Annotated in this window: 12 protein-coding genes; 9 read left to right on the forward strand and 3 right to left on the reverse strand. The window is 61.5% G+C overall.

Annotated elements, in window-relative coordinates; genetic code table 11:
- The first annotated feature begins 221 nt into the window (after positions 1–221).
- The 5 genes from G5V57_RS17495 (at position 222) to G5V57_RS17510 (ending at position 5,051) form a co-directional block, all read left to right on the forward strand.
- The gene (locus G5V57_RS17495; protein WP_165168875.1) at positions 222–1,853 is read left to right on the forward strand and encodes an L-lactate permease; all 1,632 of its coding nucleotides are present in this window, start codon (positions 222–224) and stop codon (positions 1,851–1,853) included.
- Between the two features lie 12 nt (positions 1,854–1,865).
- Positions 1,866–2,081 (forward strand): hypothetical protein, encoded by a 216-nt coding sequence (locus G5V57_RS17500; RefSeq protein WP_165168876.1) that lies wholly within the window; start codon positions 1,866–1,868, stop codon positions 2,079–2,081.
- A 36-nt stretch (positions 2,082–2,117) separates the two neighbouring features.
- The gene (locus tag G5V57_RS34865; RefSeq protein WP_206530060.1) at positions 2,118–2,756 is read left to right on the forward strand and encodes a gamma-glutamyltransferase; all 639 of its coding nucleotides are present in this window, start codon (positions 2,118–2,120) and stop codon (positions 2,754–2,756) included.
- A 19-nt stretch (positions 2,757–2,775) separates the two neighbouring features.
- Complete coding sequence (locus G5V57_RS34870; RefSeq protein WP_256378690.1) at positions 2,776–3,777, forward strand: gamma-glutamyltransferase family protein; 1,002 nt, start codon at positions 2,776–2,778, stop codon at positions 3,775–3,777.
- 77 nt (positions 3,778–3,854) lie between these two features.
- Complete coding sequence (locus G5V57_RS17510) at positions 3,855–5,051, forward strand: MFS transporter (protein WP_165168877.1); 1,197 nt, start codon at positions 3,855–3,857, stop codon at positions 5,049–5,051.
- Between the two features lie 14 nt (positions 5,052–5,065).
- On the opposite strand, the gene G5V57_RS17515 is transcribed toward G5V57_RS17510, so the two are convergent.
- The 3 genes from G5V57_RS17515 to G5V57_RS17525 are packed head-to-tail and all read right to left on the reverse strand — an operon-like array spanning position 5,066 to position 7,716.
- A complete protein-coding gene (locus tag G5V57_RS17515) occupies positions 5,066–5,947 on the reverse strand; it encodes an IclR family transcriptional regulator (RefSeq protein ID WP_165168878.1) in 882 nt (293 codons plus the stop codon).
- A gap of 13 nt (positions 5,948–5,960) precedes the next feature.
- Positions 5,961–7,004 (reverse strand): beta-propeller fold lactonase family protein, encoded by a 1,044-nt coding sequence (locus G5V57_RS17520; RefSeq protein WP_165168879.1) that lies wholly within the window; start codon positions 7,002–7,004, stop codon positions 5,961–5,963.
- A gap of 19 nt (positions 7,005–7,023) precedes the next feature.
- A complete protein-coding gene (locus G5V57_RS17525; protein WP_165168880.1) occupies positions 7,024–7,716 on the reverse strand; it encodes a hypothetical protein in 693 nt (230 codons plus the stop codon).
- A 26-nt stretch (positions 7,717–7,742) separates the two neighbouring features.
- Between G5V57_RS17525 and G5V57_RS17530 the strand changes: the two genes are divergently transcribed.
- The 4 genes from G5V57_RS17530 to G5V57_RS17545 all read left to right on the forward strand — a co-directional run bounded on the left by G5V57_RS17530 (position 7,743) and on the right by G5V57_RS17545 (position 13,049).
- Entirely contained in the window at positions 7,743–7,988 is a 246-nt protein-coding gene (locus tag G5V57_RS17530; RefSeq protein ID WP_165168881.1) for a hypothetical protein, read from the forward strand.
- Between the two features lies 1 nt (position 7,989).
- The gene (locus tag G5V57_RS17535; protein ID WP_165168882.1) at positions 7,990–9,729 is read left to right on the forward strand and encodes a peptide ABC transporter substrate-binding protein; all 1,740 of its coding nucleotides are present in this window, start codon (positions 7,990–7,992) and stop codon (positions 9,727–9,729) included.
- 15 nt (positions 9,730–9,744) lie between these two features.
- The gene (locus tag G5V57_RS17540) at positions 9,745–12,498 is read left to right on the forward strand and encodes an adenylate/guanylate cyclase domain-containing protein (RefSeq protein WP_246737271.1); all 2,754 of its coding nucleotides are present in this window, start codon (positions 9,745–9,747) and stop codon (positions 12,496–12,498) included.
- Positions 12,499–12,656: 158 nt separating this feature from the next.
- Entirely contained in the window at positions 12,657–13,049 is a 393-nt protein-coding gene (locus G5V57_RS17545; protein ID WP_165168883.1) for a GFA family protein, read from the forward strand.
- Positions 13,050–13,122: the final 73 nt, after the last annotated feature.

Genomic DNA, 13,122 nt, shown 5'->3' on the forward strand with positions numbered 1-13,122 from the left:
CGTTCAGTGTATCGCATGACGCCACTTTCTCAGTTGATGTGAATCAAAATCGCGTCCTGTTGACGTGTTTTGCTGCCATGCCCGCGAACGGCTTGTATTGTCTGGTACGCGGACTTTAATGGTGGCTGCATCAAGGTCGTCGCTCTCACGCGACTCTCAATCCTTGCGAAACAATCGTCACAAGTTGACCAACACTCGGTACTTTCAAAGATACGAATGATATGCAAATACCTGTCGATTTTCTTCATTGGTCGCTAGCCTTTCTACCGATCCTTGTCTTGGCATTCCTCCTCGTCCAGCTGCGCTGGACCGCTCAGCAAGCGGGCGCGGCGGGAATCTTCATTGCCGCTCTCATTGCCTACTTCATCTTCCGCACACCGCTGGAGACGTTGGCTGTCGCCGGCGCGAAGGGCGTGTGGGATGCGGTCTTCATTCTGTTGGTCATCTGGCCCGCTCTGTTCCTCTATCAGATCATGAATCAGGCCGGCGGCTATGAGGCGCTGCGCCAGGGCATCACCCGCATGAGCCGCAACGAGCTGTTTGTCATCGTCGCTCTCGGCTGGGTTTTTGCTTCCTTCCTTCAAGGCATTGACGGCTTCGGGACTCCCATTGCTGTCGTGGCACCTTTGCTCGTCGCTTTCGGCGTGCGCCCTGTCTATGCGGTGGCTATTCCGATCATCGCGCATATCTGGGCGAAGTTCTTCGGAACGCTTGGTGTCGGCTGGCTCGCCACTTTGCAGGTTGTCGACATCAGCGAAGTCACGACACTCGCCACCGCCTATCAGTCGGGATTGCTGATCATCATTCAGGCCGTCCTCGGCGGCTTCACCATCGTCTGGATGTACGGACGCTGGCCGGCCATCCGCCATGCCTGGCCGTTGGTGCTGATCATCGCGGCGATCCAAGGTGTCGGGCAGATGTTCGTCGCGCTGGTGGATCCGGTGCTGGCTGCTTTCATTCCCGCGACAGCGGCGATGCTGGCGCTCTATCCGCTGTCACGCTGGCCCAGATACGCAAACCCGGCGGTCGATATTGTTGAGCGGCCGGCAATGGCGACGAGCCATCTGGAGAATCTCGCCGACAAGACGCCACCGATGGGCCTGGGCATGTCGTTCTTTCCCTACATCCTCCTCACGGTGCTGGCCTTGGGCACGTCGATGATAGATCCGGTCAAGAATGCCCTCGGCGCCTTCACCTTCGGCCTGCCGTTTCCGGAAGTCACGACCGGCTATGGCGTCACAAGCGCTGCCGTGGCGCCATATTCGGCCTTGGCGCCGCTGACGCATCCGGGCGCCAGCCTCATCGTCACCTCCCTTGTGACGTGGATCCTCTATCAGATGCGCGGCTACTATGAGGAGTGGGCGGCGACCGCCAAGGCGAAGCAGAAGGGCGTTCTGCGCGGGTTGTTCGAAAGCGCCGTTCCCGCCTCTGTGCCGATTCTTGCCTTCCTCATCATGGCGGGGCTGATGAATCACTCGGGCCAGAACGAAATGCTGGCGCTTGGGATCTCCGCCGTGGCGCCTGCCTATGTCTTCGCCTTCCTGTCGAACGGCATTGGCGTCATCGGCGCGTTCACGACCTCGAGCAGCACATCATCGAACGTTCTGTTCTCCGACCTGCAGGTGACATTGGCGCGGCTCAAGGGGCTGCCGGAAGCAACCATCCTCGCGGCGCAGAGCGCCGGCGGCGCCATCGGCAACGCTATCGCGCCCGCCAACGTGGTGATGGGCGCCAGCACCGCCGGGATCAGCGGGCAGGAGGGCGCGATTCTTCGCAAGACGCTGCCTTGGACGCTGGCCGCGTTTCTGCTGACCGGCGCGGCGACAGTCGCGCTGGTGTTGTTGGTGAAATAAGAGGGTTCAATCATGAGTGCCTTGTTCAAGAATCCGCTTGCCTATCTCAGCACATCCTTCGTGCTGTTCCTGGTAGCACTTCCGCTCGTCAGCATCGGAACGACCAGTGGTCCACGTATTCTCCTGTGGTTGGGGCTCGCCGCGCTCTGCGTCGGCGGCCTCATTCCACCCGTGCAGCGGCTGCTTTTCGCACCCAAGCCGCCGCCTGCCGCACCATCTCATGACTAAGAGTGCGTTCTAGTCTAAAGCAGAAAGAAGATTGTAATGAGTCATCCAAATGGTCCCCGGACCGGGCGTCCCCCCGTCCTTGCCCCGCGCGGTATGGTGAGCACGCCGCATTATCTTGCCTCGGCATCCGGTCTTGAAGCCCTGCGGCGCGGTGGCAGCGCCGTCGACGCGGCGATTGCCGCGAACGCAACGCTTTGCGTCGTCTATCCGCACATGGCGGGTCTGGGCGGAGACGGCTTCTGGCTCATCGCCGGACCGGGCACGGGCGGCGTTCAGGCACTGGAGGCCAGCGGACCCGCCGCCCAAATGGCGACACGCGACTACTACCGCAAGCATGGCTGCACCGGGCAGATTCCGGCCCGTGGTCCCCTGGCCGCGCTCACCGTGCCCGGCGCCGTCGACGGATGGCGCGTGGCGCATGAGCGCCATGGCCGGCTGCCATGGGCGAGCCTGTTCGCCGACGCCATCGAATATGCGCGTAATGGAATTGCCATTACCCGCTCGCTCGCCGATTGGATCGCCGCCGATGAGTCGATCCTCAGGCAATATCCAGAGACCGCCCGCATCTTCCTGCCGGAGGGGCAGGCGCTGCGCGAAGGCGCTCGTCTCGTGCAGGCCGAACTGGCCCACACGCTCGAGCAACTGGCGGCTTCGGGCGCGCGCGGGCTTCTATGAGGGACCGATCGCCGAGCGCATCTGCAAGGCGCTTGCTCCGGCCGGCTCTCCGCTAAGTCCGGACGATTTCGCCAGCTACCAGGCACGCTGGGTCAAGCCGATTTCGACCACCTATCGCGGATACTCCGTGGCGCAGATGCCGCCGAGCACGCAAGGCTTCGCGGCATTGCAGATCCTGAATCTGCTGGAAGGCTTCGACGTCGCGGCCTGGGGTGATGGCACCGCGGACTACTATCATCACATGGTGGAGGCGGTGAAAGTCGCATTCGCCGATCGCGACGAATGGTTGACGGATCCGGAATTCGTCGACATCCCGCTCGACAAGCTGTTGTCCAAGGACTACGCGGCCGCCCGCCGCAAGCTGATCAGCGCCAGGCGGGCGCTTGCCGGCGCCAGCGTGGAACCGGGCCTGCGCTATGGCACGAAGTTCGACCGCCGCTCACCCGATGGCGACACGGTGTATTTCTGCGCTACCGATTCGAGCGGGCTTGTCGTCTCCAAGATCCAGTCGATCTATCACGACTTCGGCTCGGCCGTGATGGGCGGCGATACCGGTATTGTCATGCAGAACCGCGGAAGCTTCTTCTCGCTCGACGAGAAGCATCCGAACCGGCTCGAACCTGGCAAGCGCACCTTCCACACCATCATTCCCGCGATGATGCTCGAGAACGACGAACCGGTTCTGGCTTACGGCACCATGGGCGGCGAAGGCCAGCCGCAGACGCAGGCCGCCATGCTGACGCGTCTGGTCGATTTCGGCTACGACGTGCAGCAGGCGATCGAAGCGCCGCGCTGGCTCATGGGCCGCACCTGGGGCATGGAATCGCGCGACCTGTGGCTCGAGTCCGACATCTCCGACGAAACGGCGCGCGAATTGCGGCTGCGCGGACAGCCGGTCAAGATCGTCGGCCGCTGGGACGGAACGCTGGGGCATGCCCAGGCGATCCGTATCCATCGGAAGACCGGCCTGTTCGAAGGCGGCGCCGACCCGCGCGGCGACGGCGCGGCGATGGGTTACTAAACACACCGATGAACAGCGGGAGCGTCGCCATGGCGGCGCTCCCGGACCGGTGAAAATTCGACAGGAATTCTGGGCACATGCAGGATGTAATCGGCGATCGTAAGCGCGAGCGGCTTCTGTTTCTATTGGCCGCGGCCACTTTCATCATTTTCTTTCAGGCTTACATGGTGGCGCCGATCATGCCGGCGCTGTCGGGTATCTTTGCAGCACCGATCGAGACGGTCGGACTCATCATACCGGCCTATCTGATCCCCTATGGGATCGCGACCGTCGCTTATGGTTTGCTGGCCGACCGGCTCGGCATAGAGCGCGTGATGTGCCTGTCGCTCGCGGTATTCTCGGTCCTTACCGTGCTCACCGCGACGGCCCAGTCAATCGAACAGCTCGCTCTCTGGCGGATTGCCACCGGACTTGGCGCGAGCGGCGTGGTACCGCTTGCATTGGCATTGGTCGGCCGATTGTATCCTTACGAGCAGCGTGGCCGACCGCTCGGCTGGCTCTTCGGCGCAATGGCCCGCGGCATGGCATTTGGCTCGCCCTTCGGTGCGATGCTCGTGCCGTTCATTGGCTGGCAAGGCTTGTTTTTAGCCGTCGGAGCCGCGGGCGGAGCGCTCCTTCTCGTCCTCCTGCCGCTGCGCTCCACGATCGCCGCGACGGTTCAGCCGGTGCGCGGCACCCTCGGAGATTTGTTGCGCGCCTATAAAGACCTGATCGGGACGCCGCGCGGGCAGCGCACCTACTTCTATGTCCTGGTCAACTCCATATTCCATTCCGGCGTATTCACCTGGCTCGGGGTGTATCTCGAGCGGCGATACGGCCTCGGGCCGGTAGGCATCGGCTTGGCGCTTCTCGGCTATGGCGTACCCGGCTTGCTGCTGGGGCCGGTGATCGGCCGGATGGCGGATCGCTGGGGCCGCGCCCGCCTTATTCCCTTGGGACTCATTCTGAGCGCCATTGGAGCGTTGCTCCTGACGCTCGACTTCCCGATCCTGCTCGCCCCTGTCGTCGCGATGATCCTGTCCTTGGGCTATGACATGACCCAGCCGCTTTTTGCCGGGATCGTGACCTCGCTTGGGGGGGGGCAGGCGATGGGCCTGAATGTGTTCACGCTTTTTGTCGGATTCGGACTCGGAAGCCTCATCTTCGGCTGGCTGCTGCGCTTTGAGTTTGGAACCGCGCTCGCCATTTTCGCGGGGGTCGAGCTTGCATTGGCCGCGGCGTCCTTTGCTCTGTTCCGGTCCGAAATGCCGCCGCGCGCGGCCGAGCGCGCTTGAGAGCGATCTGGTGATCAGGCGTGCAGCAGCGGCCGCTTGGGCTCGTTGAGCGCACCGCCCATCGCTTCGGTGATGCGGCTGGCCGCATTGAAAGCGAGGGCGGCCGCGTCCTCGAACGGCACGACGACGTGATTGCTGGTCAGAAAAGGCATGGTTAGCGCGGCCAGCGACCGCCCTTGCGCGTTCAGGATTGGGAAGCTGAGATCGATGACGCCGTGCACCACTTCTCCCTCGATCAGCTCGTAGCCGTGCACCTGAATGTCGGCGATGCGCTTGCGGCAAGAGGCCAGCCACTCGGGCGGCTCGAGGGCAAGGGCAACGGCCTCGCTGAAGAACCACTCCCGGACCTCCGGTGGCTGGAACGCCACGATGGTGCGCCCGGACGCGCCATGGACGGCGGGGCTCGCGGCCCCCACGCGCAGCCTGATGGCGATCGGCGCCGGGCTGTCGACCTGCGCCACGATGCGCTGGTTGAGCCCGTCCAGCACCGCCATGTGGCAGGCCTGGGAGGCCTCGAGGGCCAACGCGTTCATGATCGGCTGTGCTGCGTCCACCAGGCGCCGATACGGCGGGAACTTCGTCGCCAGCCCGAACAGCTGGGTCGACAGCACCAGTGCTTCCTCGCCCGGCGGCCGCACGATATAGCCGCGCCTTTCGAGGGCGAGCACGACGCGATAGACCTCCTGCAGCGAGCGGCCGAGACGCTGGGCGATCTGGCTGGGCGTTATCGGGGAGTGGAGCGACGCCATCAATTCGAGAACGTCGAGGCCCTTTTCGAGGGCCGGCACGGCATAGTCCCGCCTGCCGTCGGTGCCAACCGGCGTCACTACGGACGTCTTCTTCGGCGGCGCTGTCTTGCGCTTCCTGGCGCTTTTATCTTGAGCCGCCTTCGCCATTCCGGCTTCTCACCTACTCCCAAAGCATCAACCAGCCGGCACCGGCGCAGTCGAACAGGGGATGGGCGCCGGACGGGCGTCCCTGGTCGAGCGACAGCGCTCTCACCGCGGACGAGTCCCATCCGGCAACGAGGACATGATCCGCGGTGGCCAGCAGATGCTGTGGCCAGGCGACGGTGGTGTCGAGCTCCGACACGAGCTGCGGCGATGCTCCGCTCACATCGAATGTAGTGATCGTATCGTAGCCGCGATTGGCGAAATAAACGAAACGGCCGTCGGGCGAGCGCTGGATGTCGCCCGGGTAATTCCGCTCGTGGCGCGTTCTGGCGGGCCCGGTTCGCCGCGTGCTGGCAACATTCGCCCAATCTTCTGGGGCATCTCCCGGACGCCCGACGAGCAGGCTGGATCCGAGTTCGCCGCTGATTGCCAGCCGGCCGTCGGGCAGCATGACGCCGTGCCGAGGCCCGGCCCCGGCGGGGACGCGGGTCCGGCGTGTTTCCTTCAGTGCGGCGGCGTCGGCACGGGATTGATCTATGGAAAATTCGCGCACGAGATCGGCGCCGAGGTCGATGACGAACAATGTGTCGTCGACGAAGAAGAGCTGATGGGGATGGGCGTCCTCCTGCCGCGCGGTCTCAGGCCCGCTTCCCTTGAGCCTGAGCAGATCGACCTCCCCGTCGAAGCCGCCCTTGTCGTCGAGGCGCTGTATTCCGATCGTGCTGCTGCCGTAATTGGCAAACAGAAGAAACCGCCCCTTGGGATCGGCCACGATATGGCAGGGTTCGCCGCCTTCGCTCGATTTCTCTCCGAGGGTCGCGGCACCCGCCGCTTCGAGGCGCCAGGCGTGAATATCGCCTTCGTCGTCCACGCGCGACGTGCCATAGACCACGGGCAGGCTCGGATGGCGGGCAAGACTGGACAGCTGGTTCACCGTCGCGAGCTGCGTCGAGCGCCACTGGCCGTCATCCTGGACCCAGCGGATCAGCCCATGCTCGCGCCCCGTCCCGCGCGAGGCGACGAGAAGCGCCTGACCGGGGGCAAGTTCGAAATTCGACATCTTCTCTCTCCGCTATAGGTCACTCGGACGCGCCCGGACCGAATCCATCCCAACGCTCGACCACCATACCATCGCGCATAATGCTGGCGCGGCGCAACATGGCAAAGACCATGCACACATGGTTGGGGAAGATCTCGAGCCGCATTCCCACCGGCAAGGCTGTTGGCTCGCCGGCGCCATGCCAGCGCAGCCAGCCGTGCTCCTCCGACATGCGTTCGATCACCCAGCCGGGCCCGTTGACGATGAGGCCCATCCCCGGATAGGCGTCGCGGCGCGCCATAGCCGGATCGAGATCGGTGCTGAGCGATTTCGAGCCGGCGTCGATGCTGGCGCGCCCCGCTCCGGATGGCTGACGACCGTCGCCATCACGCGAATGACCGTCGTCTCCAGCGTCGCATTGCCGAGCGCGATCTGTCCTACATCGTTGAAGGCATAGATGCCCGGTCGGATCTGCGTGAAGCCGGGCACGTGGGCGACCAGGCGTGCCGACGCCGATGCGCCGAGCAACACGACGAGTAGCGGTACGCCTCTGGCCCGGATGACCTTGGCGATCTCGACCATCAGCATGCCGGCGGCTACTGCGGAAGCCCCGATAATAATCGGCGGCGCGATCCGGATGCGCGATGGCGATGCGCTTCTTTTCCTGCGCGCGGGCAGGGAGCGCCGTCCACGCGAAGCCTGAGATGGCGATGCCCGCCCCCGACAGTTTCATCAGATCTCGACAAGGCACGCGGCAGTTTGGTCACCATCGGCGATGACCCCGACAAGGCCGCCGATCTCATCGCGCATATCGTCAGCGACGAGGCGGCAACAATCTGCGGTCAATTCCTCTGGATCGAGAACGGGCTGCGGCGACCGCTGCCGAGCTGGTGGAACGGTATCGAGGTCCAGCCTGGCGATTCGCCGGGGCCCGATTGTCTTTCGACCTCGAAAGTGGCACCTTTATCAAAAATGAATGGGGGCGCATTGCGAATTGGGAGGTAGCATGCGCAAACTCATTGGTCTCTTGTGTCTAGTCGCACTCTCCTTTCTGACCGCGTCCGGAAATGAACCGGCCGGCGCGGGCGCGCCGGATAAGGGAATTCTGCGCCTATTGCTTTGGCAAGCTCCAACCTCCCTCAATCCGCATTTCGCCGATGGGGTGAAGGACCAGACGGCGAGCCGGATCGTCTATGAACCGCTGGCCAGTTTTGATCGCGAGGGCAATCTCGTTCCTTTTCTGGCAGCGGATATCCCCTCGCTTGAGAATGGTGGAGTTACGCCCGACGGTAAGTCGGTCACCTGGAAGCTCAAGCAAGGTGTGAAATGGTCTGATGGCGCCCCCTTCACCTCGAAAGATGTGGTCTTCACCTTTCAATATCTGAGCAACCCGGAAGTGAAGGCGGACACACGCGAAAGCTACCGATTGGTCGAGCGTGTCGAGGCGCTTGATGACTATACGGTCAAGGTGACGTTCAAAAACGCGAACCCGACCTGGGCGCTCCCGTTTGTCGGCGTCAAGGGGATGATCATCCCGGAGCACATATTCTCGCCCTATAACAATTCGGGCGCTGCGGATGCCCCCGTCAACTTGCAGCCGGTCGGCACCGGTCCCTATCGTATGACGGAGTTTCGGACCGAGGACGTTCTCCTGATCGGTGAAGACGTCGTAAACACCGTCAAGATCATCTTTGAGCCCAATGAATTCTACCGCGACAAGGAAAAGCTGGCGTTCAAGCAGATCATTCTTCAGGGCGGCGGCGATGCCACACTGAGCGCGCGCGCCGTTCTCAAGGAAGGTGCCGTCGACTATGGTTGGAATCTCCAGGTCGACGACAAGACGTTGACCCAACTCGAATCCGGCGGAACCGGAAAAGTAATGCCGCTCTTTGGCTCCTATGTCGAGCGCATCGCGTTCAACTTTACCGACCCCAACAAGGCAACTGAAACAGGTGAACGATCAAGCATAAAGTTTCCACATCCGATCCTCGGCGACAGGAAGGTTCGCGAGGCGCTGACCTACGCGATTGATAGAGAAAAGATCGCCGCACTCTATGGCCGCACCGGTCGGCCAACGAGCAACATCCTTATGGCGCCCTCCAAGTTCATTTCCAGGAATACCAGCTTTTCATTTGATCTCAAGAAGGCGGCGGATCTCCTCGACAAGGCGGGGTGGATCGACAGCGACGGAAATGGCGTTCGCGATAAGGACGGTGTCGAGCTGAGTCTCTTATACCAGACGTCAATCAACCCGGTCCGGCAGGCGACTCAGGACATCGTTCAGGCGGCGCTGGAATCCATTGGAGTTCACGTCGAGAAGAAGATCATAGAAGCGAGCATCTATCTTGGCTCGCAGAATACGAGCACGAATACCAGGCGGCACTTCTATGCAGATCTCGAAGAATACGCCTATGGGAACAAGACACCGGATCCCGGCGCGTATATGGCGGGGTGGATATGTGGCGAGGCGGCGCAGGAACAGAACGGCTGGTCGGGAGCAAACAACAGCAGATACTGCAATCCAGACTACGACGCCCTCTACGAACGGACGATAGGCGAGATCGATCCCGAAAGGCGCCAGCTCATGTTCATTGAAATGAATGACATGCTCTACGCCGACGCGGCCGTCATCCCTTTGGTGCATTGGGCGGACACCTCAGGCATTTCGAATGACCTGGAGGGCTATGATCCGACGCCCTGGGATTCAGAGACCTGGAACATCGCCAACTGGCACCGAAGGCAATGACACAAGCATTCTGCGATGACTGCCTCCCAACCTCCCCCCAGCGACGCGCGGCTTGACGGCTCGGACAGCTCCGCGTCGCAATCGGCGCCGGGCGAGAGCCGGCAGAGCGTTGCTTCGGATATGCGCCGGACGGACAACGATACGGGAGGCGGCTTTCTGCGCCACCTGAATATCGGCCGAAAACTGACGGTCGGATTTGGCCTTCTGGTCTTGCTTACGCTCCTGGTGACCGGACTGAACTATATCGGCAGTCTCAGGGCGGTGAACCATATCAACCTCACGACTGACCTGCGCGCGCCGAGCGCCCTGGCCTCCGCGCAGGCCCAGGCGAATCTGCTGCGCATGCTGGGCGAGGTGCGAGGCTATCTGGCGCTCGGGGATCAGACCTACCGTGAGGGTTACAGAGTCGCCAGGATCGCGTTTGAGGCGGATCTCGCGGAGCTCGACCAGATCATTCAGGCCAACAGGTTGAGCAATGCCAGCTTGATCTCGCCCACCGTTCTCGAGAGCGTGGCGGAGCTCAAAGCCAGTGTCGCCAAATGGCAGAATCTGCCCGATCAGCTGTTCGCGTTGCGCGACGATCAGCTGCGCAGGGAGCCGGCGTTGAAAATTCTGGTGGTCCAGGGCACGCCGCTCATAGCGGCGACCGTCGCGACGACCAATAGCATGATGAATGCTCAGCGGCGGCGCGAGCCCACGGCCGCTAACACCTCGCTTCTGGCTGACCTTGCTGCCTTCCAAAGTTCCTTCTATGCCATGGTTGCTGGCCTCCGCGGCTATGTGACGACGAAGCGCGATCCATTCAAGTTCGAGTATCAATCGAACATTTCGATCAACGATGCGGCCTGGGCCAATCTTCTGCGCCAACAACAACAGCTTGATACCTCGCAGCAGACCCTGCTGGCCAGTCTGAAGCGGAGTCGCGAGAAATTCCTGCTCCTCCCGCCCCAGATGTTTGCTGCGGTCGAGGGCGAGCATGCTCAGGAGGATCTCTATCTGTTCCGCGCCCAGGCGGTGCCGCTGGCGGAGAATATGTTGGCGCTTCTCACGAAAATCGCCGACGAGGAGCAGCGTCTGCTTCAGAGCGATCTCGATGCCGGCCGTGGACAGTTGCTGTTCTCCCAAAGGACTATACTTGTCGGTGGTGTCACGGCGGTCCTGCTTGGAATGGCGTTGGCTTATGTTTTCCGTAACAATATTGCCGGCCCTATACGCCGGTTGACGAGCGTAGCTGAACGCATCGGAGCCGGCGACCTTTCCGCCCGCGCCGATGTCGAATCCGAGGATGAGATCGGACATCTGGCGGAGACGTTCAACAGCATGACGGTGCAACTGTCGGATAGCGTGACGAATCTGGAACGGCGGCGCCGGGAGCAGGAAGGGTTGGCCAAACGATTCCGGCGGCAAAGCGAGTATCTCGGCGCCTTGCATGACACGGGCCTCGGATTGGTCAGTCGTCTGGATGTGACGGAACTGCTGGCGGATCTCGTGTCGCGCGCCGGAAAGCTGCTCGGTACTCGAAACGGATTTGTGTATCTTGCCGATGAAGCAGGAACCCGCCTTGAACGACGCGTAGGTGTAGGCGTCTATGCCGACTCGATCGGCCAGAAGCTCGATCGCAATGAAGGTGTTGCCGGCCGCGTCTGGGCGTCCGGCCAGGCGCTCGTTATCAATGACTATGACAGATGGGAGGGACGTCCGGCGGCCGCCGCGGCGCTCGGCTTGACGATCCGTTCTTGCATGGGGGTGCCGTTGACCTCGGGCGGTGACACCATCGGAGTGCTCGGAATGGCGTACGATTCTTCGTCCGACCTTCAGTTTGGGCAGGAGGAGGTGGAGCTTCTGAGCCGGTTTGCGCAGCTTGCATCGATCTCCCTCGACAACGCCCGGCTCTACGCGGCGAGTCAGCATTCGAAACAGCGCGCCGAGGAAGCGAGCAGTCTTGTGGGCGAGCAAAACAAGGTGCTGCAATCGCTATCGACCAAACTTTCGAAATATCTGTCGCCGCAAGTTTACACATCAATCTTCACCGGCCGGCAGAATGTCGAAATCTCCTCGAAACGGAAGAAGCTTACCGTCTTTTTCTCAGACATCGCGGATTTCACGGCAACGACAGACGCGCTTGAATCCGAAGAGCTGACTGGTCTGTTGAACCGTTACTTGACCGAAATGTCCGCTATCGCACTCTCCCACGGAGCAACAATAGACAAGTATGTGGGCGATGCCATTCTGGCCTTCTTTGGCGACCCCGAGACGAAAGGCGTCAAGGAAGACGCGCTCGCTTGCGTCCAGATGGCGATCGCAATGCAACGTCGAATGATCGAGCTTCGCGCCGAGTGGCTTGATGTCGGTCTGGAGAAACCGTTTCAATTGAGGATTGGCATAAACACCGGCTTCTGTACGGTCGGCAATTTCGGCAGTGAAACCAGAATGGACTACACCATCATCGGAAATGAGGTGAATTTAGCGTCGCGTCTCCAATCCCACGCCGAATTGGGCGGCATTCTTATTAGTCATGAAACCTATTCTCTGGTGAAGGAAGAAGTCATCGCCGAGGAATTGCGCCCCATCAATGCCAAGGGTTTCGCCGATCCGGTGCGAACCTATAGTGTCCGAAGCGTGGACTTTGCTGCTGTCGATGAAAATCGGACAATTCAGCACCGTCGCGAGGGAATACGAATTGAGGTGGAACTGGACAAGCTTTCCGGGAAGTCTCGACAGAAAGCTATCGAAATGGTGGAGAAGGTTCTGGCGAGGTTGCGGGCATGAGCCCGCGGCCCTCGCAGCCGCGAGACATTGATCGAAGTCTCTGGAGCGTCGGGCCGAAAAGTGCCAAGCGATTTGCGGATAATCTGATGCGCAAATCAAAGAGTTGGGGCGCCGGACCGAATTAATGTAAGCGTCTGGGGCTCTAGAGGAGGCGCAGCATGGACCGATTTACTGGCGGTTGCCTGTGCGGCAACGTCCGATTTGCAGCGTCGGGACTCCCATACCGGGTCGGCCTATGTCACTGTCTCGACTGCCGCAAGCATCACGGGGCACTGTTTCACGCTTCCGCGATATTCCCTCAGGACGCGGTGACGATCGATGGCGAAACACGCGACTATGCCGGGCGGTTTTTTTGTCCCCGCTGCGGCTCCCCCGTTTTCGCACGCACCGCCGACGAAATCGAAGTGAACTTGGGCTCCCTGGATGCCCCTGACCAACTTATGCCAACCTATGAAAGCTGGATCATCCGTCGCGAATCCTGGTTGCCGCCATTTCCGATCAAGAGACGATACGATCGCGATCGTGACGTCACCAGTCGCTTTGAGGATTAGGTCGCGCGACCGGTATCGCAGAGACCGTCGTGCAATGTTACCGTATCCGGCCAGTTCCGAGAACATAGGAGGA

This window comes from Nordella sp. HKS 07 (assembly GCF_011046735.1).
Lineage (GTDB): Bacteria > Pseudomonadota > Alphaproteobacteria > Rhizobiales > Aestuariivirgaceae > Taklimakanibacter.

Bases quoted from the DNA above. Each gene is read 5' to 3' on its own strand.
- G5V57_RS17495 (WP_165168875.1), top strand. From the start codon at position 222: ATGCAAATACCTGTCGATTTTCTTCATTGGTCGCTAGCCTTTCTACCG.
- G5V57_RS17500 (WP_165168876.1), top strand. From the start codon at position 1,866: ATGAGTGCCTTGTTCAAGAATCCGCTTGCCTATCTCAGCACATCCTTC.
- G5V57_RS34865 (WP_206530060.1), top strand. From the start codon at position 2,118: ATGAGTCATCCAAATGGTCCCCGGACCGGGCGTCCCCCCGTCCTTGCC.
- G5V57_RS17510 (WP_165168877.1), top strand. From the start codon at position 3,855: ATGCAGGATGTAATCGGCGATCGTAAGCGCGAGCGGCTTCTGTTTCTA.
- G5V57_RS17515 (WP_165168878.1), bottom strand. From the start codon at position 5,947: ATGGCGAAGGCGGCTCAAGATAAAAGCGCCAGGAAGCGCAAGACAGCG.
- G5V57_RS17520 (WP_165168879.1), bottom strand. From the start codon at position 7,004: ATGTCGAATTTCGAACTTGCCCCCGGTCAGGCGCTTCTCGTCGCCTCG.
- G5V57_RS17525 (WP_165168880.1), bottom strand. From the start codon at position 7,716: ATGAAACTGTCGGGGGCGGGCATCGCCATCTCAGGCTTCGCGTGGACG.
- G5V57_RS17535 (WP_165168882.1), top strand. From the start codon at position 7,990: ATGCGCAAACTCATTGGTCTCTTGTGTCTAGTCGCACTCTCCTTTCTG.
- G5V57_RS17540 (WP_246737271.1), top strand. From the start codon at position 9,745: ATGACTGCCTCCCAACCTCCCCCCAGCGACGCGCGGCTTGACGGCTCG.
- G5V57_RS17545 (WP_165168883.1), top strand. From the start codon at position 12,657: ATGGACCGATTTACTGGCGGTTGCCTGTGCGGCAACGTCCGATTTGCA.